Origin of the sequence: Sulfitobacter sp. TCYB15 (assembly GCF_040435955.1) — a bacterium.
In the GTDB taxonomy this organism is placed as follows: Bacteria; Pseudomonadota; Alphaproteobacteria; order Rhodobacterales; family Rhodobacteraceae; genus Sulfitobacter; species Sulfitobacter pontiacus.
Genome location: NZ_CP159196.1, coordinates 1 through 26,737, shown reverse-complemented (window position 1 = coordinate 26,737; position 26,737 = coordinate 1). Strand labels below are relative to the sequence as shown.

The 26,737-nt window shown below is 59.5% G+C and carries 25 protein-coding genes and 2 pseudogenes; 7 read left to right on the top strand and 20 right to left on the bottom strand.

Features of this window, described 5'->3' with window-relative positions; all coding sequences use genetic code 11:
- Nucleotides 1-17 precede the first annotated feature (17 nt).
- The 7 genes from ABM428_RS16825 to ABM428_RS16795 form a co-directional block, all read right to left on the bottom strand.
- Complete coding sequence (locus ABM428_RS16825) at nucleotides 18-320, bottom strand: hypothetical protein (RefSeq protein WP_132998373.1); 303 nt, start codon at nucleotides 318-320, stop codon at nucleotides 18-20.
- Nucleotides 321-420: 100 nt separating this feature from the next.
- Complete coding sequence (locus ABM428_RS16820) at nucleotides 421-882, bottom strand: DUF6915 family protein (RefSeq protein WP_353628641.1); 462 nt, start codon at nucleotides 880-882, stop codon at nucleotides 421-423.
- 1 nt (nucleotide 883) lies between these two features.
- Nucleotides 884-1,270 carry a DUF6878 family protein gene (locus ABM428_RS16815; RefSeq protein ID WP_353628640.1) on the bottom strand — a complete coding sequence of 129 codons (387 nt, stop codon included), beginning with the start codon at nucleotides 1,268-1,270 and terminating at the stop codon, nucleotides 884-886.
- A 121-nt stretch (nucleotides 1,271-1,391) separates the two neighbouring features.
- Nucleotides 1,392-5,654, bottom strand: a complete 4,263-nt coding sequence (locus ABM428_RS16810; protein ID WP_353628639.1) for a strawberry notch family protein — start codon at nucleotides 5,652-5,654, stop codon at nucleotides 1,392-1,394.
- A gap of 102 nt (nucleotides 5,655-5,756) precedes the next feature.
- Nucleotides 5,757-5,909: a StaA gene (locus ABM428_RS16805; RefSeq protein WP_289092283.1), complete on the bottom strand. Its 153-nt coding sequence runs from the start codon at nucleotides 5,907-5,909 to the stop codon at nucleotides 5,757-5,759.
- 147 nt (nucleotides 5,910-6,056) lie between these two features.
- Nucleotides 6,057-6,575 (bottom strand): type II toxin-antitoxin system YhaV family toxin, encoded by a 519-nt coding sequence (locus tag ABM428_RS16800; RefSeq protein ID WP_348398730.1) that lies wholly within the window; start codon nucleotides 6,573-6,575, stop codon nucleotides 6,057-6,059.
- Nucleotides 6,572-6,898 carry a type II toxin-antitoxin system PrlF family antitoxin gene (locus tag ABM428_RS16795; RefSeq protein ID WP_340251926.1) on the bottom strand — a complete coding sequence of 109 codons (327 nt, stop codon included), beginning with the start codon at nucleotides 6,896-6,898 and terminating at the stop codon, nucleotides 6,572-6,574. Before ABM428_RS16795 ends, ABM428_RS16800 begins: the two co-directional genes overlap by 4 nt.
- Before the next feature lie 401 nt (nucleotides 6,899-7,299).
- On the opposite strand from ABM428_RS16795, the gene ABM428_RS16790 reads away from it, so the two are divergent.
- Complete coding sequence (locus ABM428_RS16790) at nucleotides 7,300-7,815, top strand: hypothetical protein (protein ID WP_223866110.1); 516 nt, start codon at nucleotides 7,300-7,302, stop codon at nucleotides 7,813-7,815.
- On the opposite strand, the gene ABM428_RS16785 is transcribed toward ABM428_RS16790, so the two are convergent.
- From ABM428_RS16785 to ABM428_RS16755, 7 genes are all read right to left on the bottom strand, one after another.
- Complete coding sequence (locus ABM428_RS16785) at nucleotides 7,812-8,468, bottom strand: DUF6927 domain-containing protein (RefSeq protein ID WP_353628638.1); 657 nt, start codon at nucleotides 8,466-8,468, stop codon at nucleotides 7,812-7,814. The genes ABM428_RS16790 and ABM428_RS16785 overlap by 4 nt on opposite strands.
- Nucleotides 8,468-9,061, bottom strand: a complete 594-nt coding sequence (locus ABM428_RS16780; protein WP_289085191.1) for a regulator — start codon at nucleotides 9,059-9,061, stop codon at nucleotides 8,468-8,470. The genes ABM428_RS16785 and ABM428_RS16780 overlap by 1 nt, the downstream gene beginning before the upstream one ends.
- 72 nt (nucleotides 9,062-9,133) lie before the next feature.
- Nucleotides 9,134-11,116 (bottom strand): ParB N-terminal domain-containing protein, encoded by a 1,983-nt coding sequence (locus ABM428_RS16775; RefSeq protein ID WP_353628637.1) that lies wholly within the window; start codon nucleotides 11,114-11,116, stop codon nucleotides 9,134-9,136.
- A gap of 155 nt (nucleotides 11,117-11,271) precedes the next feature.
- Nucleotides 11,272-11,661, bottom strand: a complete 390-nt coding sequence (locus ABM428_RS16770) for a DUF3768 domain-containing protein (RefSeq protein ID WP_353628636.1) — start codon at nucleotides 11,659-11,661, stop codon at nucleotides 11,272-11,274.
- A gap of 87 nt (nucleotides 11,662-11,748) precedes the next feature.
- Nucleotides 11,749-11,958 (bottom strand): DUF6330 family protein, encoded by a 210-nt coding sequence (locus tag ABM428_RS16765; protein ID WP_289085194.1) that lies wholly within the window; start codon nucleotides 11,956-11,958, stop codon nucleotides 11,749-11,751.
- A 23-nt stretch (nucleotides 11,959-11,981) separates the two neighbouring features.
- Nucleotides 11,982-12,920, bottom strand: coding sequence for a zincin-like metallopeptidase domain-containing protein (locus tag ABM428_RS16760; protein ID WP_353628635.1), 939 nt, complete (start codon nucleotides 12,918-12,920; stop codon nucleotides 11,982-11,984).
- 39 nt (nucleotides 12,921-12,959) lie between these two features.
- On the bottom strand, nucleotides 12,960-13,430 hold the full coding sequence (locus tag ABM428_RS16755) for a hypothetical protein (RefSeq protein WP_353628634.1): 471 nt from the start codon (nucleotides 13,428-13,430) through the stop codon (nucleotides 12,960-12,962).
- 292 nt (nucleotides 13,431-13,722) lie between these two features.
- On the opposite strand from ABM428_RS16755, the gene ABM428_RS16750 reads away from it, so the two are divergent.
- Nucleotides 13,723-14,925, top strand: a complete 1,203-nt coding sequence (locus ABM428_RS16750; protein ID WP_353628659.1) for a Fic family protein — start codon at nucleotides 13,723-13,725, stop codon at nucleotides 14,923-14,925.
- A 212-nt stretch (nucleotides 14,926-15,137) separates the two neighbouring features.
- Here ABM428_RS16750 and repC read toward each other — a convergent pair whose 3' ends face one another.
- The 4 genes from repC to ABM428_RS16730 all read right to left on the bottom strand — a co-directional run bounded on the left by repC (nucleotide 15,138) and on the right by ABM428_RS16730 (nucleotide 19,849).
- On the bottom strand, nucleotides 15,138-16,193 hold the full coding sequence (gene repC / locus ABM428_RS16745) for a plasmid replication protein RepC (RefSeq protein WP_353628633.1): 1,056 nt from the start codon (nucleotides 16,191-16,193) through the stop codon (nucleotides 15,138-15,140).
- 238 nt (nucleotides 16,194-16,431) lie between these two features.
- Nucleotides 16,432-17,400, bottom strand: coding sequence for a plasmid partitioning protein RepB (repB, locus tag ABM428_RS16740; protein ID WP_353628632.1), 969 nt, complete (start codon nucleotides 17,398-17,400; stop codon nucleotides 16,432-16,434).
- Nucleotides 17,400-18,599, bottom strand: a complete 1,200-nt coding sequence (gene repA, locus ABM428_RS16735) for a plasmid partitioning protein RepA (protein WP_009807965.1) — start codon at nucleotides 18,597-18,599, stop codon at nucleotides 17,400-17,402. Before repA ends, repB begins: the two co-directional genes overlap by 1 nt.
- A gap of 341 nt (nucleotides 18,600-18,940) precedes the next feature.
- The gene (locus tag ABM428_RS16730; RefSeq protein ID WP_353628631.1) at nucleotides 18,941-19,849 is read right to left on the bottom strand and encodes a recombinase family protein; all 909 of its coding nucleotides are present in this window, start codon (nucleotides 19,847-19,849) and stop codon (nucleotides 18,941-18,943) included.
- A gap of 228 nt (nucleotides 19,850-20,077) precedes the next feature.
- Here ABM428_RS16730 and ABM428_RS16725 point away from each other — a divergent pair.
- The 5 genes and pseudogenes from ABM428_RS16725 to ABM428_RS16705 all read left to right on the top strand — a co-directional run.
- Nucleotides 20,078-21,077 (top strand): annotated as a pseudogene (locus tag ABM428_RS16725) (hypothetical protein).
- Nucleotides 21,078-21,292: 215 nt separating this feature from the next.
- On the top strand, nucleotides 21,293-21,883 hold the full coding sequence (locus tag ABM428_RS16720) for a L,D-transpeptidase (protein WP_064217181.1): 591 nt from the start codon (nucleotides 21,293-21,295) through the stop codon (nucleotides 21,881-21,883).
- An 83-nt stretch (nucleotides 21,884-21,966) separates the two neighbouring features.
- Entirely contained in the window at nucleotides 21,967-22,545 is a 579-nt protein-coding gene (locus ABM428_RS16715; protein ID WP_037941826.1) for a L,D-transpeptidase, read from the top strand.
- A 12-nt stretch (nucleotides 22,546-22,557) separates the two neighbouring features.
- Nucleotides 22,558-23,292, top strand: coding sequence for a DsbA family protein (locus tag ABM428_RS16710; RefSeq protein ID WP_235183692.1), 735 nt, complete (start codon nucleotides 22,558-22,560; stop codon nucleotides 23,290-23,292).
- Nucleotides 23,293-23,734: 442 nt separating this feature from the next.
- A pseudogene (locus ABM428_RS16705) lies at nucleotides 23,735-24,013 on the top strand (hypothetical protein); the annotation flags it as partial.
- A gap of 337 nt (nucleotides 24,014-24,350) precedes the next feature.
- Here the strand turns inward: ABM428_RS16705 and ABM428_RS16700 are convergent.
- Nucleotides 24,351-25,532, bottom strand: a complete 1,182-nt coding sequence (locus ABM428_RS16700; protein WP_037941822.1) for a metal transporter — start codon at nucleotides 25,530-25,532, stop codon at nucleotides 24,351-24,353.
- Nucleotides 25,529-26,527: a multicopper oxidase domain-containing protein gene (locus tag ABM428_RS16695; protein WP_353628665.1), complete on the bottom strand. Its 999-nt coding sequence runs from the start codon at nucleotides 26,525-26,527 to the stop codon at nucleotides 25,529-25,531. The genes ABM428_RS16700 and ABM428_RS16695 overlap by 4 nt, the downstream gene beginning before the upstream one ends.
- Nucleotides 26,528-26,737: the final 210 nt, after the last annotated feature.

Here is a 26,737-nt window from a genome sequence, read left to right as displayed (position 1 = left end):
TTTGCCCTGCCCTCGGGTCAGCGCTGCCGTCCCAATGGGGATGCCCCCGCGCCTCCGGGTGCTACGCCCCTCCCCTGCCCGTCTGGTCTTGATTGGCTGCCCGGATTTTCCGCGCCGTCCTCCGATCGCGCGATGAAGAACTCCGCCTCTTTTCCGTTCAACCGGTGCCCGCCCTGGTCGGTCAGGCCGATGCAGCTACCATTCGGCACATAGGTGATCAGGTACTGACCGAGCCTGTCCTTGTGGACAATGTAGCCGGTATTGGCCCAATGCACGGTCTGCCCGGCATCGACGGCGGCCTTGATTTCATCGAGAGTCATGCGAACCTCCTTACGAAGAATGGTGGGTAAACGACGCAAGAAGCCCGATCTTCCAACCGGGCTTCTGTGCGGCATTCATTTGGCGAAGAGCCGGGAGCTGTCAGGCGGTTTGCGTGGCTGGCCTTGCGCGCGCTGCCATCCAATCCTTCAGGCCAAGGACCGTTCTGCCGGCGGCGACTTCGGAGGCCCAGGCGGCCCTTGGGTCGCCGCAGGGCTCATCGCCGGGATGCCGGTCGATATGGCCATTGGCCATCCATGGCTCGGGCTGGATCCGTCGCAGCCAGTCCGCCATGCTCGGGATACGGCCCTGGCAGTCTTCACGGATATGCTGCTCGCCGATCCAGCGCACGGGTATGTCCCGACCTGCGCTATTGGTCAGGGTCAGGCCAAAGACACGTTCGGCCTCGAACAGGCCTTGGGCATGGTGACGCAAGGCGCGGTGCGTGAAGAGCGCGAGGTGCTCTTTCGAGGCGTCAAACCAATCGTGCACAGCCTGATAGTCAGACTGCACCCCGCCGAATTTCCGGGCAGAGCTTTCAGCATGATGAAGCGGATGTGCCATCTCACAGTCCCTCGTCATAGCTGTGCGAGCATTCAACGTAGCGGTCCGCATGATCGAGCGTGATGCTGTCGTCGCGCAAGTCCCAGGTCAGCGTGCCATAGCCGCCTTCGTTGTTCTCGAACCCAGGATGATGGTGATAGGCGAGCGACCAGGCGAAATCGCCCACCTCAGTGGCAAGCGGTTCCGGCAGTTTGACCTCCGCAGGCTGCACGGTCACATCCTCAACATTGCCGGAGTCGCCATAGCCTTCGTATTCGGCAGTGACCTCGCTGATGCCGAGCGCGCGCAATTGCGCGACCAGCTCCGCTCGGGTCGCCTTCAGGGTGATTTCGCGCTCCGCGCGCCATTGAGTTGCCATTGCGGCATAGTCGATCTGGGGATTGGTCATGGGTCTGTCCTCTTGTCAGAAGTTGGGGGGCCAGGCGTCGCATTGGTCAGCGCGCGCCCGGAAAGCGCAGACCGGTGAAACCCCGATCCGCGATGCCCGACTCAAAGCCCGCTTTGACTTTTCAGGCGGCTTGTTCTGCCGTCATGGCTGCTCGCTGCCCCACGATCCGGGCCAGAATGCTTTCCGTGTCGATCCCGTCCCCATGCGGTAGGAACACCCGTAGCTGGAAAGCGATAATCTCGGTGAAGCAGCCAAGCGCCTTGAGGCCGTCGATCATGCCCCGATCCGCACCAGAGAGCTCGAGGCGCATCTCGCCTGCGACCCGGCGACGGGTCAGGGTCAGACCCCGGCCCAGATCCACAGGGGCGGTGGTGCCGAGGGCGGCGGTCAACATCTCCTGCGGCGTTTGCGGATTGGAGACGAGGAAGCGGGCGCGCAGCGCGGCCGCCCCTTCCTCGCTCAGCGTACGCCCGATCATCGCGGTCGCCCCGTCGGGCGTGACGCGGTAGATGCGCTCATTGGTGGTCGGAATGTCCTTCCAGATCGGCAGCAGCAGCCCAGTCAACAGGTAGAGCTTGGTCGTGGTGGTTTTTGGCAGGGACGCAGCCTCGGCATCCCAAAGCCGTGCGAACTCGGGCCTGTCGATCTCTTCCCAGGCCGAGGACTCGAACCGCGCCTCTTCGAGATAGCTCGACCCGTTTGGCCGCACCACCTTGCGCATCAGCGTGACTATGTCCTCGTCATACATCTGCATGGGCCGCGCCGAGATGAGCGCCGCGCGACCCGAGGCGCGATTGACCATCGGCAGCTTGTCGGGGTTGCGCGACAGGGCGTCATCCGCCGACAGCACGTGGACCGGGTCCGTCACCTCAAGTCCGATGATCCGCGTCACGGCGCCAGATTTCGGGCAGGTCCAGAGATCTTCCGTGGAGACCTGTTCTATCTTGTCGCCGCGTAGGGTTTCCACGCCGAGATCGAGCGTGCCCGCCGCCCGCGCCCGTTCAGTCTGATCGGCAATCCGCCTCATGAACTCGGCAAAGAGCGCGTTCTGCATGTGGATGGGAAGCGCCAGCACCCGGTTCAGAAACCGCTGGATCGGGGGAAGCTCCTCAAGGAGCACCCCGTCCTTGTCGATCAGCCGCAGGGCTGTCCAATCGGTGAAGCTCTCGTAGCGCATCGCCTCGGCGCGCCCGGCGGCAAGATCGGCAAAATACCCACGCAGCGCCGCCCGTGCGATCGGGCTTTCGAGATTGTCCTCCTCGCGGAACATGCCTTGCGAGCCGGTCTCGCGCTGACCCTTGGTCAAGGCCCCCAGCTGGTCGAGGCGTTTGGCTATAGTCGACGTGAAACGCTTCTCGCCATGCACATCGGAGGTGCAAACGCGAAAGAAGGGCGCGCTGACCTGAGCCGAGCGATGCGTGCGGCCCAGCCCCTGGATGGCCGCATCGGCGCGCCAGCCGGGCTCCAGCAGGTAGTGCCGCCGCCGTTTCTGGTTCTTCGCCGTCTGCGCCGCGTGATAAGACCGGCCCGTGCCACCAGCATCCGAGAAGATCAGGACATCCTTCTCGCCGTCCATGAAGGCCTGAGTCTCGGAGGAATTGCTGCTGGCGGCGCGCTTCTCGATGAAGAGATGGCCGTCCTCAGCCTTGAGCGGCCGGACGGAGCGCCCCGTGACCTCGGCAACAGCCTCGTCGCCGAGCGCCCAGAGGATCTGGTCCAGCGCCGAGGGGATCGGCGCCAGCGTCATCAACTCCATCATGGCCGCGTCGCGCAGGGCGAGCGCCTCGCGCGAGACGACCAGCGCGCCTGTCTCATCGCGGAGCGGTTCGGCCACCATGTTGCCGTCGATCTCGACCAGCTTTTGCGCATGAATCGGGAAGGCCTGTTCGAGGTAGCCCAGCACGTAGTCACGCGGCGTCAAGGCACCCTCGACGAGCTCGTCTTCCAGGTCCATCGTCTCAAGCCGACGTTTCAGCAGGCTCTCACCCGTCGAGACCACCTGGATGACGCAAGCCTTGCCCGCCGCCAAATCGTCCTCGATGGCGCGGATGACCGTCGGGGCTTTCATGCCCATCAGGAGATGGTTGAAGAAACGCTGCTTCGTGCTCTCGAAGCGGGACTTGGCCGAGGCGCGTGCGGCCGAGGCATTGGTCTCGCCCGAGGCATCGTTGACGCCAGTCGCGGTTAGTGCAGCCTCGAGATTGTGGTGGATCGTGCGGAAGGCACCCGCATAGGCGTCGTAGATCTCGATCTGGGCCGGGGTGAGCGCGTGTTCGAGCACGTCATACTCCACGCCGTCGAAGCTGAGGGCGCGGGCCGTGTAGAGGCCGAGCGTCTTGAGATCACGGGCGACCACCTCCATGCCAGCGACACCGCCTGCCTCCATCGCCGAAACGAAACTCTCGCGGCTTGGGAAGGGGTATTCGGGGCCTTGTCCCCAGAGACCGAGACGCGCGGCATAGGCCAGGTTGTGCACGCTCGTGGCGCCCGTGGCCGAGATGTAGAAGACGCGGGCGCGCGGTGCTGCCAGTTGCAGCCGCAGGCCAGCAAGGCCCTGCTGCGAGGGTTTGACCCCCCTGCCCTGCTCGGACCCCGCCGCGTTCTGCATGGCATGGGCCTCATCAAAGGCCAGCATGCCGTCGAAGTCTTCGCCCATCCAGTCGAGGATCTGGCTCAGCCGCGTGGTGCCGCATTTGCCTGCCGAGCGCAGCGTGGCGTAGGTCACGAAGAGGATACCGTCACCCATTGGGATGGGCTGGTCCGGTTTCCATTTGGAGAGCGGTTGGATGTCGGCGGGCGAGCCGCCGAGATCGGTCCAGTCGCGTATCGCGTCCTCGATGAGCGTCGCGGATTTGGAGACCCAGATCGCCTTCCTGCGGCCGGCCAGCCAGTTCACCAGGATGAGCCCGGCGCATTCGCGCCCCTTGCCGCAGCCGGTGCCGTCGCCGAGGAAATACCCGAGGCGATAGGCACGTGCCTCCGGGTATGCATCGGCGCGCGTCAGCTTGGTCTGGTCGTCATCGATGGTGAACCGTCCTGGCAGGTCGCGCCCATGGGCATCATGCGCCATGATGATGGTCTCGAGCTGCGCCTCGGAGAGATGTCCCTCCTCGATCAGCTTGCCGGGCAAGAGCAAGCCATCGCTGTCCGTGTTTGAGGGCATCGGCGGAGCAACGGAGGCCATGGCAATGCTCTCGACCAGCGGCGTGGGATGTTCCTGCGCGCCCGCGATCTCGATTCGCTGAGGACGGTAGCGCGCATAGATGTCCGAGACGGGCGTGTTGTCGCGCGGGGCCTCAAAGCTTGTGAAGCTGAGCGGACGGACTGCATTGGCCCGTGGTTTGGAGGCGGCGACAGGCGCAGCGGCGGTCTTGCGCGGGGCAGAGGATGCAACGGTCGGTCGAGCATGAGGGATCGCTTCAACCCGTTGGGCGGGGCGCATCTCGGTCCGGGTTGCGGCCACGGCATCGACATATGCCAAGGCTTCATCCAGATCCCGCACAGGGACGCGGATCATCTCGCCGTCCTCCTGCACCTTGTCGAAGACCATCAGCTGGGTTTCCACAGTTGTGCCGAGCTTGCGATAGAGCTGCCCCGGCATCGTGAGGGCCAAGCGCGGCGTCAGGAGACCGCAGGCGCGGGACCAATGCGCGGCATCGCGTTCGGGCGTGAATCCCGGCGGCATGATCGCCACAAGCCGCCCGCAGGGTGCCAGGCGCTTTGCAGCCGCGATGAGATGCTTGGCGGCGATGTGCTTGTCACGCGACCGATCGACCGAGGAGGCGAAGGGCGGATTCATCACCACGACGTCGGGTAGAACCGGCGTCTGCAGCAGATCATCGATATGCTCGCCGTCATGGCCTGTGACCTCGCCGCCAAAGACGGCCCGCAGGAGGCGCTGACGAAATGGATCGATCTCATTGAGCAAAAGCGTGGCACCAGCCCGGGCGGCGAAAGCGGCCAGGGCACCAGTGCCAGCCGAGGGCTCCAGCACGGTCTCGCCCTTGCGGATCGCAGCCGCCTGCACCGCAAGTGCGGCAAAAGGCAGCGGCGTGGAAAACTGCTGCAGCCGGATCTGCTGCTCCGACCGGCGCGTTTCCGTCAGAAGCCGCGAGGCGAGCAGCTTTGCAACGGCGATGTCGCCTGCCGCGCCGCCCCCACGTAGCAGCATCTGGATGGCCGCGGCCTGCATCAGGTCATAGGCCATGCGCCAGTCCCAGGCACCCCCGGCATCGCTGCCATGGAACGTCTCGCGCATGATACGGGCGAGCGCTGAACTGCGCAGGGGTTGATGGGCGACCTCCGTGCCGATCTGCGCGAGGGCAGAGGCGAGGTCAGGGTGGGAGATTGAGAGAGCCGGATTTGCCGGTTTGGGCTTGGACATGGGAAATTTCCTTTGGATCAGGGTCTGAGTTCCAAAGGACAAAAAGCCCGCTTTTGCTTTTCAGGGTGACGGGGTCAGACCGCGCTGACCTCCAAGGCTCGGTCAGGACTTGGGTTCGACCTGCCGCTTCGCATCAATCAATGCCTGGGCGGCCTGCATCACCTGAACCTGAGATATTCCCGAGCGTGCATCCTGCAGCGCGGCCTGTACCTGAGCGCAAAACCACGCGTCATACGAATTGACATCAGCCGCCACGGAAATGCTCCTCGAGACCAAGGTGCGGCTGTTCCTTACCCGTTGGGTCCATTGCGCTTTCTCCGACTTTACTATGGGTCGATGCTACATCACCCACAGTGGTGCCGTAAACGGCAAGGCCGTAAGGTTCACAGCTAACCGGTCCACTTACCGACCGGGCGCCGCTTCGAAAGACGTCTCGAACCGCTTGTCCGCCGCCGCAGCTTCTTTCAAGAGAGCATCGAAATCGTCAGGTGGATTTCCATCTTCCAGCATCCCTTTGAACGTCGCATAGGCATCCGTCTTGCTGCCGTAGGCGCGCAGGGTCTTGTCGTCGTTCACCCAGGCCACCACGATGACCTTCGCATCGCTGTTGAACCGGTAGAACAGCCGATACTGCTGGAAGAATTTCGCCCGGAACCAGTGTTTGCGGTGATCGCCGAGCGTACCGCCTTGCCGGAAGGCGGCGGCACCCGGATCTGCCGGTATGGCCTCGGTGACCAGCTTGAAGATGGCGGCCAGCCGTTTCGTCGGGTTTTTCTTGCGCCAAGTCTTAGGATCGCGTGCCTTACGCGCTTCAACTTCCTCGATCAGCCCTTCGAGCTGGTCCAGAAAGAGCGGATGCGCATAAATCGACCATCCATTTACGACAAGGGGCGCTTGGGCGGGCACGCTATCGCCGCTCATTCATCCTCGGGCGATAGCGGCGCATCGAGATCGACGTCAACGTCTCCGACCAGTGCTGCAAGACGGCCATGCAAAGCCCCATCGAACGCCCGAATGCGATCCGGATGCGCCTTGATATCGGCCTCGACAAAATCGAGAAAGGCGCCGAGCGCGGGATCATCCTCGTCGCTGCGCACGGGCTCGATATAGACCCTGCCACTCGGCTCGGTACAGTAACGAATCTGGTCGCCCTTGCCCAGCTCGAGCTGTTTGCGCACACCCGCCGGCACGGTCGTCTGATACCGGTCCGTGAGCTTCGAGACATCTTGTGCGAGCGCTGTCATGGCAGTCTCCTGAAAGAAAAGGGTCTTTGCTACCCGCGATAGGTAATGCATTTGCATTGTCTTGTCAAGACAAGCCGCAGGATCTGCTGTCGCCGACCGGCCAATCAAACGGTTTTCCGGAGTCGGGCTGGAAAACTGAAAAACCCGCCGCAATGCGACGGGCTTTTGCTTTCTTTGTGCAATGAGGGGAGGCATAGTGCCCGCAGTCTCAAAGCTCACGCCCTATATGGCACCGAAAGTCTTTACTGTCAATGTATCCACCGTTCACGGCTGATGAAGAACACCACCTTCCGAACGTCCTATCCGCACCTAGGTTTGCGACCTATCTGCGCGAAACCGGCAATGATAGGACGCGAGCTCTCCGCCTATACCACTGGAATCTACAAGTATCAGCCGCGTTCATGGTTCCACTCCATGTTTTGGAAGTTGCGCTGCGAAACGCGATCGTGGAAGCAATCGAAGCTGTCCATGGAGGAACATGGCCTTGGACACAAGGCTTCATCCGTTCGTTACCGAACCCGCGCGGTCCGGCATACAGCCCCAAACGAGACCTCGAAGGTTGCGCAGCACAGCAACCCACTGCCGGAAAGGTCGTCGCCGAACTGAAGTTCGTGTTTTGGGAGAAGATGCTGACAAACAGGCACCAAGGCAGACTGTGGGACGATCATTTCTACGCAGTGTTTCCGGACGCGCCTCGTGGTGTCGCTGCCAGCCAGCGCCGATCAGAATTAAGGTCTGACATTGAAGCCGTGAGGAGGCTCCGCAACAGAATCGCACACCATGAGCCTGTTTTTCCGCGCGCCCTTCAGGATGATTTTGATCGGATCATCCGCTGCATAAGATGGCGCAACGAAACGACCAGCAACTGGGTGCTGGAAATCGAGACGGTGCGCGCACTACTCGCAGTGCGCCCCTAAGCGTCCCGCCCCGCTAGGAATTCCGCCAGGACAGGACTGGCCGCGCCCTTTGCGGAGCTGAGCAACTCCGAGCCCGCAAGCGAGGCCTTCGACAGGCGTACGAGCCCACCGGTTTCCTCGATGCGGTAGCAGCGGCGTTTTTGCCGCCCCCGCCTGTAGTGCGTCGCAGTGACGATCTGGCAGGTGCTGCCATCGGTGAGCGTCACAGGGGTGGCGAGCTTGATCTTGTCGCCTTCCTCGTAGTCCGGGATCGCAGCCCAATCCCGGCAGCGCTGACGCCAGTCCTTGGCGTAGCTGTCCGGGTCTTTCAGGTCGGAGAGGAGCTCGATCAGCCCAAGCGGAGCACGAGACTCGTTCGGGCCAGCACTTTCCTCCATGTCCTTGTAGCCCCAGCAGCCGTCATCGTATCGGGTGAGGAAGACAGCCCCGAAAGTGACGGAGCCATCCGCATCGGTCACATAGGTCGCGTCTTCGACTGGGGTGCCGTCAATATTGGTGACCCTTGCCGCCGCATACCAGGTGGAGTCAACCTTGCAGGCTTTCACCAGTTCGGTCTTGCGCGTGTCGCCCTCGAAGGTGCAAAGCCGCGTGATTTCCGCTTTCTCATCCGCATAGGTCTGGACGCGGCGGTCCGTGTAAAACAGCCAACCCATCACGCCACCCTTCGGTCATCGAGTTCCATCAGCGCATCGAGGGGCACGCGATAAGGCTGCATCGCGTCGAAATCCTCGCAATTGCCGCAGTTCTGCACAATTGCGAAGGTATCGCAGGCATCCTTGAGGATGACCCGGAAGGTACCGCCAAGACCCGAGGGCACCTCGTAGGTTCCGCCGATGAGATAATCCGAGGCCCGGCGCACGAAGACGCGGATGCTGTGGCCATCGGTGGCGAGCCGGATCGCCCCCTGCCCCCGGTCGATGAGCACCTGCAAATCGTCGAGGATGTCGGTGTAGAACTGGCCGGTCAGATCACGAAACGCCATGCGGCGCTGCGCCATCCAGTCTGTATCCCGAAACGGGTTCATGCCATCGGCGAAGGCAAAGGAGGGATCGGCCTGCTCGGTCGTGACGATGCGGGTGGTCGTGCCGTCGATGCCGTTTGAGCGCAGATGCACACCATTGCCGACGATGAGGATCAGGGCGGGCCTGTCCACGGGCCCGTTCCAGTTGGGCAGGAAGGTTTTGCAGGCGCGCGCATGCGCGATCTGCGCCGCAACAGCGGACGCAGAGAACTTGAGAATAGCCATGGGGATGTCTTTCGGTTGAGTGTGGGAAGGGCGACCCGCGCGGGGAATGCCTCACGCGGGTCGCGTGATGGCTCAGGCCGCTTGCGCGACCTCGCTGTCAGGCTCCGGGGTTTCCGCAGTGGGCTCCGCCTCATCAAAGGCGACACCGGCGGTCTGCATCATGGGCGGGCACCAGGCCGCCACGGCAGCGCGCTGTGCATCCGTCAGCGTGGCAAAGGGCTCGGCGAAGAGCTTGTCGCAGAAGGTGACGATCTCCTTCTTGCTCGACGAGGCCAGCGTCACAGCCTCTTGGGCGAGACCCAGATCCTCGCCGAGGATCTTCAGGAGCCAGACCTTCTTGAAGCGGTTGAAGAGTGCCGCATTCGGCGTCCAATGCGCGCGAACGTCAGGCATGATCTCGATCTCCAGGTCATGCATAAGGCTGTCGCGCGATAGGTCCCGCGCGAAGCAGGACTGCGTGGTGCTGGCGGTCGCATAGGCGACGAGCTTGGCTTTCTCGTCTGCCTTCAGCGCGCGAAACGCCGCGAACTGATCGGCCGGAGACCGGGCGTCATCGAGCCACGAGAGATCAAGCGCATCATGCGCCGCCGCCACCTGCTCGAGCGAGGTCTCGTCGATCTCATCCATCTTGGCATGGTTGCGGTATTCCTTGCGGGCATCGATCTTGATCGCCTGCGTAACACTCATGCCGCTGGCCAGAACGTCGCTCACCAGCTTGAAGAGCGTCAGATCGAGCGTAGCCTCTGGATGCAGCGCCATCGCGGCCCCAAGCGCCATGGCGCGCTCGGTCTTGAGGTCCTCAGCCAGCGAGGCCGGGTAGGTGATTTCGCCGGCGTCCGGGGCCTCCTCTCCCGTTGGGTTGCTTGAAGAGCCACGCGCGCCCTCCTCTTTCGCGGTGTCCTCCGGGCGTACAAGGCCCACATGAAGCGTAACCTGGCCACTCGACCACGAGGCGATAACCCCGGCCCGCGCCAAATCCTCGGCGCTGTAGGCCTCCTGCAGATCGCGCGCTTCCTCTTCCAAGGCATCGACGCGGTCGTAAAGCGCATTGTAGGCACCGTCCTCGAGTCCCTCATCCTCCATCTCGAGCTGGAGTTGCTCGAGCTCGGCGGTGATCTGGTCGATGCGCTTCTGGGCGGCTTCATCCGGCTCAATCGGACCGGGATAAACACGGCCGTAGTCGGCCATGGTCGCGTAATTATAGCGCACCATCGCATCGGCCCAGGCGAAGCCAAGTTTTGCTCGGGCCTCTTCAGCGGCAGCACCGAGCTTGTCGAGCAGGATGGTCTCGACCAGCGCGGCATCTTCCAGCACCGAATGCTCGTCCAGAAGATCAGCCGCGATGGTGCCGCCGCGGGCCTCGTAGTCCTCGCGCACGAAGGCACCGATATCGTCGCTAACCTGCACCCCGCGGGATTTGAGGGCCTGACGGACGGTGTAGGCCTGCAGGTAGCTGTCTTCCTTGGTGAGCGCCTCGAAGACCCCGCGCTGCACCTCCTGGCTTGGGTGCTCGGCGAAAGCCTTCATCGTGTCGAGCGTGATCGTCTTGGCACGGGCCGCCGAGCGAATGTCGGGATGGATCAGGCCATATCGCAACCGGCCTTTCACGGCGGCCACCGTGGTGCCGAAGGTCTTTGCGATCGTCTCGGGCGTCTGGCCGTCGACTTCCATCATCCGCGCAAAGGCCTCGAACTCGTCGATTGCGTTCATCGGCGCCTGGGTGATGTTCTCGGCGAGCGACAGCGCCGTGGTGACGTCGCAATCCTCGGGTACCAGGCGACACTCAATCTTGGTCTTCGCGGTGAACCCCTTTTCGGCCTTGTCCGCGACCAGTTCTTTCAGCGCGGCGTGACGGCGCCCACCGGCCAGCACGGCGTACTTGCCGTCGAGTTTCTGGACCAGGAGGGGCTGGAGCAGGCCCAGAACGGCGATGCTGGCTTTCAGATGGGCGATGTTCTCAGTGGCATAGGTTTCCGGGGAGTTGCTGCGCACATTGGCGGGATGCGGGACCAGATCACCGATCGCGACGGTGAGAGAGGCAAAGCTTGTGGTCATGGGATATCCTTCCAGGTGGGTGAGGTGTGGCCCGCGCACTCACGCGCGTGACCAATCCCCGGCTTCAGGGATCACCACGACAAAAGGCCCACTCTCCCTTTGAGGGGTCAGTGGGCCTTCATCGCCTGGGGTGTCAGGAGGGGGTGTCCCCTGCCCTACCAGTCGCGCGCCAACATGATGGTCAGCACGCGCATGGTGGTGGCAGGATTGTCCGGGACCTCGGCCCCATAGCGGAAATCCGAATCCGCCTCATAGAGATCGATTTTCCAAAACACGGTCTCGCCCCGGATCTCGACCGCCCCGAAATCGTGCCAGCCTTCCGGGTCATTTTCGGGCTCGAATGTGGCAAACTCACCGGTTGCCTTCACCGCCTCAGCCATGAAGCCGTCACCGGCCTCCATAAGCGAGCGGGTGACATGCATGCGGCCCTGGATGGGCTGCGCGGGCAGGATCCCGAGACAGGCGAACTTGCGAAACGCGTCGTTCTGCGCCGCAATCACACTCGGATCCGGGCGGTCTGGCTGGGGTTGAACGGTCATGGACATGGCGATCTCCTTTGAGAAGTTGAAACACCCTTCCCAAAGCCTGCTTTCTCTTTTCCGCTTGGCGGATGAATCGAGGCCGAAGGTGCCTTACCCGAACAGCCCTCTGGCTCTATAATTCGGGTTGGGGATGGTTTCGATCCAGCCGCCCAGTTCTATGATGCTCTCAAGTGCTGCCGAGAGCGGATAAGCGCCCTCAGACGTGCTCCACCAATAGGCACCGCGCTTGAAGACGATGATCTTGCGGCGGCCGTCGTTAAAGCAGGCTACCCGCAGCGTCCTAGGTTCCTTGCGTGACATGGACGTCTCCGTTCTCCGTGTGGTCAGGCGGCCTCGGCGCTGCGCCCTGCCCTGCCCGTCTCCGATCTGGCGATCAGATAGTCGCAGGCCCGCTGCGCGTCCGCGGCGTGCCGGAAGATCGCACCCTTGTCCGACCGAAGAACGCGCAACCAGTTGTGGAGGTAGGCGGCATTTATCTCGAGCGTATGCGCCGTGAAGCCGAGCGTCTGACCCAGGAACACCGAGGTCAATTCCGCGACGATCTCCTCGCGCGCATAGGACGTGTTGCCAAACTTCGAGAACCCGAAATCACGGTTCAGTCGATGGGGGGCTTTCGTGGCATGCGCCAGCTCATGCGCCCAGACCCCGTAGAAATTGCGCGGGTCCTGAAACCGCGTGATGGACGGCATGTAGACCTTGTCCACGGGCGGCAGGTAGTACGCTTCCGTTCCTGTGAAGACGGTTGTGATGTCGATGGTATCGAAAAACGCCTGCATGTGCGGGATGGGCTCGGACGGCGGATGCTCGTGCGCTGGCTCCGGGTCGGGGAAGAAGCTGTCGGGCAAACCCTCGATCTGGCAGGCATTGAACACACGGTAGGATTTCTGGAAGCGGAAGATGCGGGCTTCCTCGGAGCGATCATCGCCATCGCTGCGGTCGTCCTCGCCGCCCGCGTCTTTCCGGCTTTGGCCGTAATATACGACTACAGAGGATTTCTCTCCCTTGCGAACCTTTGCGTCCAACGCGTTGGCCTGCGGCAACGTCATCCAGAAGGGAGAGCTGTGGCCCGCCATCACGGTGCGCATGGTCAGCAGGAAATTGTTCACGCCCTGGTAGGGCTCACCCCCCACGCGCAGAGGACGCGAGCTGCCACCTGCCGTCCAGGGTTTGCGCCACGGCAAAACGCCGCGCTCGATGATGCGGATGATTTCGTTCGTGATGACCTCGGAGGCATCAAATTTGGGCGTGCGGGATCGGGCCATGTCTGGCCTCCTTTCGTGTGTGGGTGAGAAGTTTGGGGATCAGATTGACCGACGGGGTCGCGGATCATTGAGAATCCTCGCACCGAGCTTTTCGACCATGTCGATGTAGGTACTCAGCGAGACAGACTTGCCGGCACCCGAATGGCCAGGGTCGACCGATCCGTCACGCGTCACGCGCGGCAGGTTCGCGAAGGCGATGACATCCGTGTCGTGTCGGATATCGATGAACGGGGTTCCTCGTGCGACCGCAAGTGCGGCCAAGGGAAAGCGCTCGATCGGCGCGAAGGTCGATACGGTGGTCCAACCGAGATGGAGGAATGTCCCACCCTCCCCGCAGATCACATGCGCGTTTGGCAATGACGCCGCCTGCCTGAGATAGCCGAGATCGCGGAGAACGGCTTTCCGCTCGAGCCGCCGGGCCAGCTCCGTCTCGCCGGTTCGGCGCAGTTCTCTAAGCCGCCACCAGGAGGCAGCGGTTGCGCGCAACACGCGCAAGACACCTGTTTGCATGGGAATGCCCTTAATCAGGAACGGCAGACCGGAACCCGGCCCGGACCCATCTGAGGGACCCCAAAGGCCCTCATCCGTCAGTCACAAAACCCGAAGAACACTTTTTCTTTTTCCGGCCCCTTTGGGCACGCAACAAAACCGAAAAGCCAGGCGCATCTGCCGAAGCCATTGATTTCATGTAGCAATTCTAGATCGGCAACCAAGATCGGCAACGCATATCGGCAAAACCTTGCTTGAAAGTACGAAATGTGTTTATTTTTCAATTACTTTGCAAACATGGAAGATCGGCAAAATGCTGGAAACACCCGCCAGGATCGAACCCTGCTTCTTCGAGGAGCATATTCCTACAGAACTGGCAGACCTTTCGGTCGACATCCAGAGGGAAGCCACCGGGCTGGGACAAGGGTTGCATCCTGACAGCGCAGCCGAACTTGCCGATCTCGTCCGTGTGATGAACTGCTACTACTCCAACCTGATCGAAGGGCACAACACGCGCCCCCGCGACATCGAAAGGGCGCTGGCTGGTGCCGAGCTTGAGGAAGAAACCCGCCCTCTCGCCCTCGAGGCCCGGGCGCACGTCATCGTTCAACGGGCCATCGATGAGATGCATCGCATAGGCACCCTGCCCCGCCCCACATCTGTCGAATTCCTGACCTGGGTCCATAAGAGCTTTTACGACGAGATGCCTGATGAGTTTCGGGTCATCGAACATCTCGACGGAACACAAGAGCCCATCGTTCCGGGACGCATGCGCCAAGATGACGATCGGGAAGTTGCGGTCGGGCGCCACCTACCTCCTTCATCGTCGCGCGTCGCGGCATTCATGGACCACTTCGACAAACGGTTTCAGATTGCGTCACGGTCTTCGAGTGGGCGGATCATCGCGATCGCCTCTGCACATCACCGGCTGAACTACATCCACCCTTTCCCGGATGGTAACGGCCGTGTCAGCAGACTGATGTCTCATGCCATGGCCCTCACAGCGGAGATTGGTGGCCAAGGACTCTGGTCCGTATCACGTGGGCTGGCCCGCGGGCTAGCCGATCGGGGCGAGTACAAACGGATGATGGATCTGGCCGACAGCCCACCCCGCGGAGACCGCGACGGACGGGAGAACCTGTCAGAAGCGGCACTGAAGACGTTTAATGAATGGTTCCTAAAGGTGACGCTCGACCAGATCACTTTCTCAGCAAGATTGTTCGATCTCGGCGGATTGGACCAACGGTATCGTCGCCTCGTTGCAGATACCATCGATGACAAGCGAGCGCCGGAACTGATTTCGGCGGTTCTTCGGCATGGCGCACTGGAACGAGGCGACGCTCAGATTGTGCTCAAGACATCCGAGCGTACTGCTCGCAACACGCTGAGTAAACTGACCGCCGCCGGATACCTGACTTCTGCCTCGCCTAAGACGCCAGTTCGGTTGGCGTTTCCGTTGGATCATCGAGAGCGACTCTTTCCAAACCTCTTTGGAGATGGTGACCTCCCACAATAACGCTAGGGATTTAGGGTGTAATGCCTCGCCGCCCATTTCTTCCATGGGCGGCGAGATTTCCATCAAGGTTCGCTCGTGCGTTACTTGTCCACCGCAGTGGACATCTGCTGGTCTGAGATAAACTGAAGAACCACCACGCGCCGCCAGGTGCGTTTGGACAGTTGTGGTTCTCATAAGCGCTGCTTCCCGTTCGAAGTCCACCGCGGTGGACATTAGACAGTTCGCTTATTGGTTTCGGACAGTCGCTTGATCAAAGCTAATGGATCAAATTGGTTTTGCCTTTGACCCAGAGTGATACTGTGAAAATACGCCCCAAAATCCCTGATGCGTTTTCCAAGTTGTAGCATGATAAAGATCGCGCATGACGCTTTCTGAGCTCCTACAGCATTCTTGGCTTTCTCGAAAGTTTCTGGGTGAATGCCCATCATGGGTGCAAGTGTTCGAGCATGGTTTTCAATGTCCAACCAGTTTCTAAGTCTCTCTGTGGAGAACGATGTCGCCTGATCGCAGACTGAGGTCAGCAAGTCTGGTTTCAGGGCCTCATCGCCTATGTTGCTATCTAAATCTTTTTTTTCTTCTTCAGACTTAGATTGATGCCGGACAGTTTGTCCGTCATTGGCGGGCAATTCCATAGTTTCAGGCGGTTCATCCGGGGTAGACAAACTCTGGCATTCTGCATCTGTATTGGCGAGCAGAGCGTGGTATTCGGGGAGGCTCAGCTTCCTGCGTAGAGCTTTCCGTGCGTGGTTGATGAATGCGTTGCTAGGATCGTGCTCTTCCAAATGGGCGAGCTTTGTAAGGATCTGTTTGCGGACAAATATCCGATCTCGCCGGTTATTCTCCATCTCTTGCGCGATGGCTATAAGCTCGCTCGCACGTTGGAGCAGGGGGGTGAGAGACAATCCATAACTGATGCACTCCCCGCCGGATGAGCGAATGCGGTAGCGCTTTCGGTTCGAGCTGTCATTGCGCTTGATCAATCCGAGTTCAACGAAGCGGTTGATGTGCCTCCGGAGTGTCCGTTCGTCGATTCCGCCAACGCGCTGGCAAAGTGAATTGTTAGACGCAAAAACCGTTTCGCCATGGCCAGGTTTCAGAAAACTGAGCATTGCTTGAAGTGTCTGTATGTGGCCAGGACGTAGACCAAACACGCTGCGTGCATCTCTCAGGGCTCTGAAGATGGTCCAGACGTCGGTTTCAGATGGGGGAAATGAGCCGCGGGTTGCATCAGCACCTGCGGCTTCGATCGAGAGTTTTGTAAATGCCATGGCTTGTTCACGACGACCGTTCGGCCCACAACTTCCCCGTCTCTTTCCTCGAATTTTCGCGGAAAAAGGCAAAAAATATCAGTCCACCGAATCGGTGACTCTTGACCGGTATGCTGGAGGTTGCTACATCAAAGATGCTAATCAGATGATGAGGGCTCACCAGGGGAAACTTTGGGGGGCTCTTTTCTTTCGGGTCTTCGCTTTTCTCCTCTGCTCGTGTTGCTCTGTGTGGCCTGGGTTAGGACCCAGAGCCTCTCTCATTCCGCCACTGTTCGAAGAGTTGCAAAAGCGCAGCTTCCGCGTGTTCTTCGAGCCATTGGCCGAATTCTGGATTGTCCTTCTTGGTGACCTTGAGAGCGATCGCCTTCTCATCGATTGTCAGCGTGCCCAATGAACTGCCGTTCTCATCATTGATGACCGAAGTCAGCCCACGATTGGGCGGCTTCTTGTCGCTACGGGCTTTGCTCGAGCAAGCCGAATAGACCGCTTGGAACTTTTCGGAGCTAGGAGTGTCGTCGGGCAGGGCGGTGAGCGCCTCTTTGGCGATGTCCACCAAATCTACATTCACCGATAAGGCAGCTAGCTCACCCCACTGCCGTCGTCCGATCCCATGTGCTGGCCCGATGAGTTGAACAAGACCGTCTGGCAGTTGTTCTATGACGACCCTGTGGTTGGATACGCCTTGCCGGGTCAGACCTAGAGCATCTTGAATGACGCCGGGTTTGTACCCGGATTCTTGCATCTCTTTGATAAAAAGAGACTTTTCTATAAAAGACGGATCAAGCCTGAGGTTGTTCTCCTGGCCTTGAGCGATCAGAGATGCGTCATCGTCCAAGGTTCGAACAATTGCCTTGACCGTTCCACCGACCTTACGGATCGCCGCAAGCCTGCGGCGGCCGTAGATGATGCGGTATCTGTCCGGTTGGGCTGATGGACGGACCATGATGGGCACTTGTTGGCCATGCTTGCGAATGCTCTCGGCCAACTCATCGATACTGGAATCTTCCAGCACCAACCGATCCCGCAGCCCATCCATGTCAATCTGATCGGGTTCGATATCGCGAATCGAGTTTGCTGTGATCTCGCGCAAAGAGTCGCGCAATCCTCCAACAGATCCCGGCAGCTTTGCCGCTTTTGGCGGGGTAGGGGAGGGGGCTCCGCTCTCCGTCTCATTCCTTGGAGGCTGGTTGAAGATGTTTCGGGCCATTAGCGACGCCCCCATGCCATTTGGATCGTCTGCTCTAGCTCATCGCCAACGCCATTCACGCTGGTCAGGGCGCGATCAATTGTCTTTCTGATGAATTGGCTTGGATCGACTTCGTAGACGGTCTGCTGGGTCATCCCCGCGTCGGAGATCGCCGTAGACTTCAGCATCGGCTCTGTCATGACCTGACCTGCCAGAATTGATCTCAGGTAGCCTGCCATTTGGGTCTGCGGACCGTCCGACGGTTCATATCTGGTAATCAGGAACTTGACAAAATCCCATGTGACACGCCGACCGATGGCTTCCTCCACCGCCTTGACCGTTTCTGAAGCAAGCTTCAGGAATTGGCTCATGGATGCGATGTCAAGCATGCCAGGTACCACGGTAACCAAAAGTCCCGTCGAGGCTGCCAGCGCAGTTAGGGTTAGAAACCCAAGCTGAGGCGGGCAGTCGATCAGGACGATGTCGTAGTTTGCCTCAACCTCTTCAAGCGCCAAGGCGAGGCGCTCTGCAAAGATGGGTTGTACGCGACGGGCGAGAGCGTTTGCGGTCTCGGTTTCGTACTCCGAGAGCATCAAACCGGCGGGCACCATGTCGAGCTTATGGAAGTAGGTCTTTTGGATGACGTTCGAGAGAGGAACTTGGTCCTCATATCTCAAAGCATCATAGATTGTGCCGCCATCGGCGAACTCAAGCTCGGGTCGAAAGCCGAAAAACGTGGTCAAACTTGCTTGCGGATCGAGGTCTAGGACCAGCACGCGGTAACCGCGCAAGGCATACCTTTGCGCAAGATGAATCGTTGCAGTAGTCTTTGATGAACCGCCTTTGAAGTTAACGACGGATATCACCTGGAGACGATCGCCATCACGTCGACCTGGGCGGTAGCTTTCTGCGTTCTTTCCAGTGCGTCCAAGAACATCGCGCAACTCATCAATCTCTTGGGCTGTGTAGAACCGGTGTCCGCGGTTGTCTGTATGCACTTCCGGGAAGCTGCCGTCCTTGTGCCGGTTGCGCAGGTTAGATGTGCTTACGCGCAGGAGGCCGGCGACTTCGGTGGAACTGAAGCGGCGTAGGGACTTTCGTTCTTCGGGTTCGAAAGCGATCTTCATCTGGCGATCCAAAGACTCAGCCAGATTGTCGGCAAATGCTCCGATATCGGAAGAGCCTATGCCTTGCGTGTATCCAATGTTACGATCATCCATGTCCTGCCGCCTACTCTCGGCCTCTGTTGAGGCTCTTAGTCATTCTGACGGTGTACAGCGTGTCTGACGCGTTTTGCCGTCAGAATGGGAATGCCACGATCCAGTGAGTCCGGCAAGAAGAATCTAAATGTAGTGTGAAAGTTATCCACAACACCTATAGGTGTTGTCGTATAAAAAACTCAGCAAGTCATTGATATAGATATATTAAATGCAGATCTAACCGAATCGAGCCGCTACTCTGTTGAGTTGGCACATTAGCAGCTAACCCCAAGCAACTATTGGCACTTTATGCCTCCTGCGGAGTTTTCTCCCAGTGAAATTTTTTGGATTCGGGTCAGAAGCTACATCTGATCTTGGCTCGATTCGTAGGGCATGAGGCCAAGTCGTTCCGCCCGCTCCAACAGCATTTTCACCGAATACGGCTGCCATCTTGTTCGGCCACGAGGCGTGCGTTCGCGCATAGATTCCAGCCGTTCACAGATCGCTTGAAGCGTGATGTCAGGATCTGCGCCCTTGATGCCAGCAATAATGGCGGGCAGGCGATCGTCCGTTTCGCGGCGCCCGGCGCGGGCCAGCACCTCGGCAGGCAGGAAGCCGTCGCGGACATAGGCCTTCACAGCGCGCAGCAGGCGGCTTTGGGTCCAGCGACGCGCCTCGGGCAAGGGGCCGTTGATGATGCGCAGCACGTCCTCCCAAGCCAAGTCGGGTCGCAACCGGCGCACGTGGGGCACCCAATCTTGTGCCGTCTCGTTCAAACGCTCCATGTAGCCGTCCTGTCGCGCCAGCCGCACTTTGCGAAGAGCAGCAGGGTCTTTGACACGCAGCCCAGGGTTCCCGCCCACGCGGCCCTTTGTGCGCGCGCTGGCGAGGCCGGCCTTGGTGCGTTCCCGGATCAGGACGCGCTCGAACTCGGCCGCAGCGCCCAAGACCTGCAGCGTGAACTTGCCTTGCGGGGATCCGGTGTCGATCGGGTCCTGAATGGAACGAAAGGACGCACCCTTGGCCTCCAGCCGCTCGATCACCTCCAGCAGATGCGACAGCGACCGCGCCAGACGATCAATGCGCACGACAAACAGCGTGTCGCCCTTGGCCACGCGCTCCAACACGCGCGCAAGGACCGGCCGCGCACGATTTCCGCCCGAGGCCTGTTCTTCATGGATCTCGGCGCAACCCGCGGATTTCAGGGCCTGCGATTGGGGCAGGGGGGTTTGATCCTCGGTTGAAACGCGCGCGTAGCCTATCAATGGCATCAAAACAGGCCTTTTGCAGTTTCAGATACCGCCACTAAACGACCATTTGTAAACGAATGCAATCAAGCGTTCTCTCGTCGGGCTGGGCCACAATCCCTTGGTTTCCTTGCGCTGTGCGCGAACTGAGAGGTTCCGCCGGCAGTCGAGTGCGCGTACTATATAAAGGGCGCAGGCAGCTGCCAAAAAAAACGCTTGGGTAATGTGCAAGAAATCAGTCTTTTTGTGCACATGAAGACGCAAGCCTCTACTTTTACCGATGATTACGACGAACCCCTTATCACCATCCAGGAGGATGAAGAGGCTCACGAAGACGATCTCTGGTTTCTGCGTAGGTTACTTGTAGAAGAACCGGATGATTTGCCTCCAGGGTCACGGGCGGAACCGCCCGACATTGCTGTCGTCGAAGTCTGGGCAAAAGCAGAAGGCGTTCACGCTGCGCGACTGGCAAGAGTGGCTGGACGCTTGGGAGCTCTGGATGACTGGCTGCTGCGTGGCCCGGAAGGCTGGCGGCATCGCCTCGCTCTTATTGAGGCAGCGGACCTCAGCTGGTTCGCAGGGGATCGGGTGAGTTCTGATCGTCTGGCGCTCTGGATATCGATGCGGCTGTCAGGTGCACAGGATGACCTAAATGCACTGGCAAGAGTTGCATGGGCTGTTCGGCGCCTAACAGGCGGTCCTGGGCCGAAAGCTGACTTGGCCGCCTTCCTGGACCGTCGCGATCCCGAGAACACTGGAGACAGCGCTGAGCGTTTCGAGGATCGCGCGGGTGGGTGGCTGGACCTCATGGCAGCCGCAAAGGGTCTCCACCCGATCACACGGGCGTGCATGGGGTATAACCTGTGGAGCTTGGCGGGCCTCGGACGCCACGGCGACCAGATCGAAGCTACCGTCACCGCGTCCAGGGTCGCGACCAGCGATGGAAGCGGTGCCATCTTCGCGCCGCTCGCTATGGCTGGGGCCGGGGGGTTGCGCGTTTCGGGCTTGCCACCCGAACGTTTGGCCCGCTGGTTGGATGGGATGAACAGCGCAATTATCTGGCCGCACACCGGTTGCCTTGTGAAAGGTTTTCACGGAATGGCCCTTGGTCTCCGCCCCGATGGCTGAGGCCATGACCGGAGCCAGCCGCGCCGCCGTTCAGCGCAATCTCGCCTGGATGGAGGCAAGCGGTTTGATCCGCGAGGTGGCGGGGCACGGGAGATGTCGCATGTGGAAAGCTGACTTAGTATAGGTCATTTGTCGAGGCTGACACAGGCTTGACCTGCCACGCTTTAGCGCCGCCCCAGATGATCGTTTAAGCCACTTTCCGTTCGAATGCTACAGGGCTTTTCCAGCCCAAAGCGTTCGTTCGCTGTTCGTCTCACGTTTTTGTGACAATTGATCGCTTGAAGCTCCAGTGGGTGAAGGTTGTAAACAGACGAAAGAGGCACGACCGAAGGGTTGATCATGAAGCTAATTAAAGACTCATCTTTCTCACGTCGCGGAGCGCTGCTCGGTGCGGCCGCAAGTGGGGTGTTCCTAGGAGCAGGCGTTGCAACCGCGCAAACCACAGCACCACTTGGTACACCACCAGTGCGCCGCAATATTTCATCCTTCAGCACCTCAAACTGGCGGGATCACTTCGAAAATCTAAACCACGGTGCAATCCTGTGCGACATTGATTCCCGAGCGGTGCAATATTGGTCAGAGGATGAAAGTGTTTATAAGCTGTATCCGTCGAGCGTTCCGGAATCCGAAGAACTGACAAAACGCGGATACACTAGCGTTATCAAGAAAGTGGAAGGACCAAGCTGGCGCCCAACTCCTTCGATGAAGATCCGCAATCCGGATTGGCCAGACTATTTTCCACCCGGTCCTGACAACCCCTTGGGCACACACGCCCTCTACCTTTCATGGCAATATTACCGCGTCCACGGAACGGGGGACACGCGGAAAATTGGCCGCCAATCGTCGAACGGATGCATCGGCCTTTACAACGAACATATCAAAGAACTGTTCGCTTTGGCTGAGGTAGGAACACAAGTGAAATTATTTTGATCGCGCACTTAGCATGACTTGTTAAAGTCTTTTCTCGTGTACTGGCGTTCATTCAACGTTCACCTTTCGAAAGCCACAGCTTCATGAATCGAAGAAAATTCCTCCTTGCCGCCGGGGCTGCTGGCGCTTTGACCAGTCAGCCAGTTTCAGCCCATGTAGTGCTGCCAAAGTATGATTTACCGCCGGAGTATTTACCCCAAGTAGTGAGCATTCCAGAGGGCTCCGCTCCATACGAAATCCATGTTGTTCCAAGCCAGTTTGCCCTGTTCTGGACCCAACCCGATAATACTGCAATTCGCTACACCGTCGGGATCGGTCGTCCGGGTCTTTATGAGGCAGGTGAATTCTATGTGGGGGCAAAGAAAGAATGGCCCAGCTGGACACCGACCCCGGGCATGTTGCGTCGTGAACCGAAGAAATATGGACCGTTTCGGAATGGAATGCCTGGCGGTCTGAGCAACCCTCTAGGCGCGCGGGCCCTCTACCTCTTTCAACCGGGACGCGGGGATACCTTTTTGCGTGTGCATGGCACTAATGACCCAAGCACTATTGGCCGTGCCGTTTCAAACGGATGCGCCAGATTGGTGAACGATCAGATTGTCCAGTTTTATGATATGGTTCCGCTGGACACGCGTGTGATCCTGTACCCCGCAACTTTCTAGGAAGAATTTAAGATGTCATTAGCGCGACGCGACCTGTCAAAAATTATACTTGCAACAGTCTTCGCAGCATTTTCTTTCACTACTGTGGCCGCGCAAGAACTCAATGAGGCAGATATTAAGCGTCTGGCGCTTGAAGCGATCTTGGAAAAACCCGAAATTCTGATCGAAGCGCTTTCAATCCTACAAGAACGTGAAAATGCAGCACTTGTTGAAGCGCAGTCTACAGCTTTAACTGAATTGCGCGACGACTTCGAACAGAACGCTCCTATCTTCGGAAATCTGGATGGTAGCGTCACGCTAGTCGAATTTTTTGACTATAACTGTGGATATTGCCGCCGCGCAGCACCTGAAGTCAAAGCCGTGCTGGAGACAAGCAAGGATGTCCGCATTGTTTATCGTGAATTCCCGATCCTAGGGCCCGGTTCCGAAATTGCAGCGCGCGCGTCACTTGCCGCGAGAAACCAAGGTAAATATCAGCAGTTTCACGAGGCAATGATGGCATTGAACGGACAAGCCTTTGAAGCAAGCGTTATGGAAGTTGCAGGCGATGTGGGGCTCGATCTCGAAGTTTTGAAAACAGATATGCAATCAGACCTAGTGAACGATCACATTGCTGCCTCTCTGCGTCTGGCAGAAGCTTTGCGTATAACTGGAACGCCGACGTTCGTATTGGGTGATGAAATAATCCCCGGTGTGATCGAGCGCGGCACCCTTCTTGAAAAGATTGCAGCCCTCGTCCCCGAGTGAAACGGACGACGATTGTGAAATCGGACCTTAAATTCCTTGACCTTCCACCTGCTGGACCCTCTATCTCTGTAGTTGTCCGGAGCAAGAGGTCTCAATATCGAAAGCGAAAAGTCATTCACGTCCGGCATTCAAAAGATGAATTGTTCATCTTGTATTGGCCATGTGGAAAAGGCTTTGAGCGCGGTATTGGGTTTCTCTGAGACGCACGTAAATCTGGTGTCACGTAGCCCTTAATTGTGAGATGAGAAATTCAACGAGATCAACGGCTGTCCTTTGCCCCTACTAAATATGAGATTTTGCTTTTAGCTCCGATATTCTTGCCCTTAATCCAAAGATAGAGTTCACAGACTTGTGCGGCAGATATCGATGGAAAATGATGGCGTCGACTCCGTTGCCGATAGTGATGAAGAGGTGCGCTGGCGATTGACGTCGCAACGCCGATATGGAAATAGCATGCCTGACCGCGATGCGGCAACTCGACGACATCCAGGCATGGTCAGCGCGGGCGGAAACCATGATGGCCCCGCTTTCTGGCAAGACACCACCAGCATTGCGCGCGGTGCTGACCGAATGGCCCGTCGTCTCCGCTCCAATAGCCGAGACCCTGACCGGTGCCAGCCGCGGCGCCGTCCAGCGCAACCTTGCTTGGATGGAAGCACAAGGTCTAATCTGCGAGGTGACCGGAAAGGAGTGTTTCCGCATGTGGCGGGCCATGCCATGAAACACATCTAAAGAAGCACTCGTTTTGGTGTGTAGCATCTGTTGCTGGTTTAACGGAGGCCCAGAATTGTGACAGAACAAAAATATGAGACAGTACATTTCGACGTGCGGCTCAGCAATAGTGGTCAGATGGATTTGCAGTGTTTTCACTTATCTGTGATATCCAGGTGGATCCTCTAGTCCCTCTAGCCTCAAATTCTTCATTTTGAAATCACGAAAGAATAAGTCTCTTGGGCGCACAAACTGAGGCACGAAAATAGCGATCTCCCCGTGGACAGACGGGGTCAGTTTATCGAGCTGGGCGACCGCCCCATGAGGCCGAAACAGCCGATCACCGCTCAGATTTTGATCAATGCTGCCGTCGCGTACATGAATGCGATGCCGCCCAGAAACCCGACCAGTACGACTGGTGACATCAGCGCTGCCTGCCTGTCGGCGTTTTGACGGACAAGGTAGGCGCTGACCTCGACCATGACTTGCAGGATCGCACCCGCTCCGACGGCGAGTGCCAGTGCCGACCATTGCGGCGCATAGGCAAGGCTGCCCGCCCACATTCCGAGGATGGCCGGGCCACCGGCGAGCAGGGTCAGGGCGGCAAACGTCCAAAGGTTCGGCCGGGCACGAAGCATCGGGGCGGCGATGCCGATGCCCTCGGTGACATTGTGTAAGGCAAAGCCTAGGACGAGGAAAGTTCCAAGCCCCGCCGATCCGGCGGCGAATGCGCCGCCGATTGCCAGCCCTTCGCCGAAGTTGTGAAGCCCGATCCCAAGGGCGATGTAGAACGCAAGCGCGATGCCTTCCGGATTGCCGCGCCATCGCCCGATAGCCATCAATAGAAGAAAGCTTGCAAGCGCCGACAGCCAGACCATGGCAGAACCTTGGAATATCGCGGCCGCTTCTGCCGATAGCTCCAGTGCCTCGGATATGGTGTCGATCAGCAGGAAGGCCAGCAACCCGACCGTCAGCGCCAGCAGAAAGTTCATTCCCCTTCGCCCGACGCCCTTCATGGCCGGATAGAACATCAGGCCAAGCGCTACCGGCAAAAGGCCGACGATCGCCCCGATCACCGCCTGGAGCCGAAGTTGCCCCCAGGTGGGACTTGGCGTCGAGACGGCGACCCCGATCTCATGCCCGAAGGTCGCGCCCGTGTTGGTCAGCAGGTTGACGTGATGGGCCTCGCCGAGAACCCACGGATAGGGAATTCGCAACCAGACCGCTTCGCCCCGGGCAATCGGCCCCGCGGGCTCCTGCGTGAAGGTCCAGTAGGCGTCGTCCACTGCTACTTGCGCGACCACCATTGCTTCCGATCCGCCGGCGCGCACCCTGAGCGAAATCCCCGACCCGTCAAGGATCGTCCGTTCGACGGTCAGCGCCTCGACCGGGGGCGCGCCGTTATTGAAGCCGCGAAGGGGATCGAGCGACGCAATCCAGACAAAGGCGCCCAGCATGGCAGCCAGTGGCGCTAGCACCAGAAGCAGGCGGGTCTTCGGCGGGCGGCTGTGTTGGGTCTGATCGGTCATGCTCCGGCCTCCCGCACGTCGAAAAAGCCCATCCAGCCAAGTTCGGTGAACTCGGCCTGGTGGGCATGGAACATGTACAACCCATCCTCGTGGTCAGCGAAACTGAATTCGAGGATGCCGCGCTGCGCTTGGCACTGCATGATCACATCGACCGTGCGCAGGGTCGGCGTGAGTTGCGAACCGGTGTCGTAGTAGTTAAAGAAATTGCCGTGCAGATGGAACGAGTTGATAGGGTCGAACTCGGTCGCATTCATGAGGTAGATACGGACCGGGCGCGACTTGTCGATCCGGATCGGCGCGTTCATGTAAGCTTGGCCGACCGTGTTTACGGCATAGACCTCGTTCTCGCCGTCAAAATTGGTGTCAAAGCCGTTCATCACCATCGCCAGTTCCTGCCATTCGGCGTTTTCCGGGCTGCCCAGCACACGCGACGCGGCAACGGCCGCAAATTCGGGGTGGCGCGCCGGATCTGGATCGACCACGAACAGGCCGTACATGCCCTTGTGCATGTGCCGTTTCAGCGGCAGCGCGTGGCAATGATAGAGATGACAGCCGAAGGGCTTGGCATCAAATTCGTAAACGAACTCCTCGCCCGGATCGATCAGCCCGGCGCCTTGAACGCCGTCCATCCGCGCCGAGTGAATGCCGTGAAAATGCATGGAATGCGGGTGTGACCCGAGGTTGCGAAAGACGATCCTCAGCCGTTCGCCCTCCTTCGCTCGCAGGGCGGGGCCTGGCACGCGGCCGTTGAACGTCCAGGCGGGAAAGAAAACGCCGGGAGCGATCTCGATCTCCACGTCGATGGTGTCCACCTCGTACGTTCGCAACGTGCGCCCGTCCGGCAGGACTTCGGTGCGACCGGTCTCCCAGTCGGTCAGCATGGCCGTCGGGTCGAATCCGTTCCGGGCGTGGTCGACCTGGCCGACCATCGTCATGTTGCCATGCGCCATGCCACTGTCATGGGCCGAATACGGATCGACCGCCCCGCCGGGCATAGCATGCCCCGCCATCGGATCGGGCGTTGCCTGGGATTGCGCGCGGCTCGCGGCCACGGCCGCTCCGCCAGCAGCCACCAGACCGCCGACCAACAACGCGCGTCGCGACGCCGATACTGGCTCCGTGACCATCGCAGGTGGCGCTGTGGGCCGAGATGTCTCCACGGCGGACGACACATCGCGCCCTCGCTTGCTGGTATCGACAGGCAT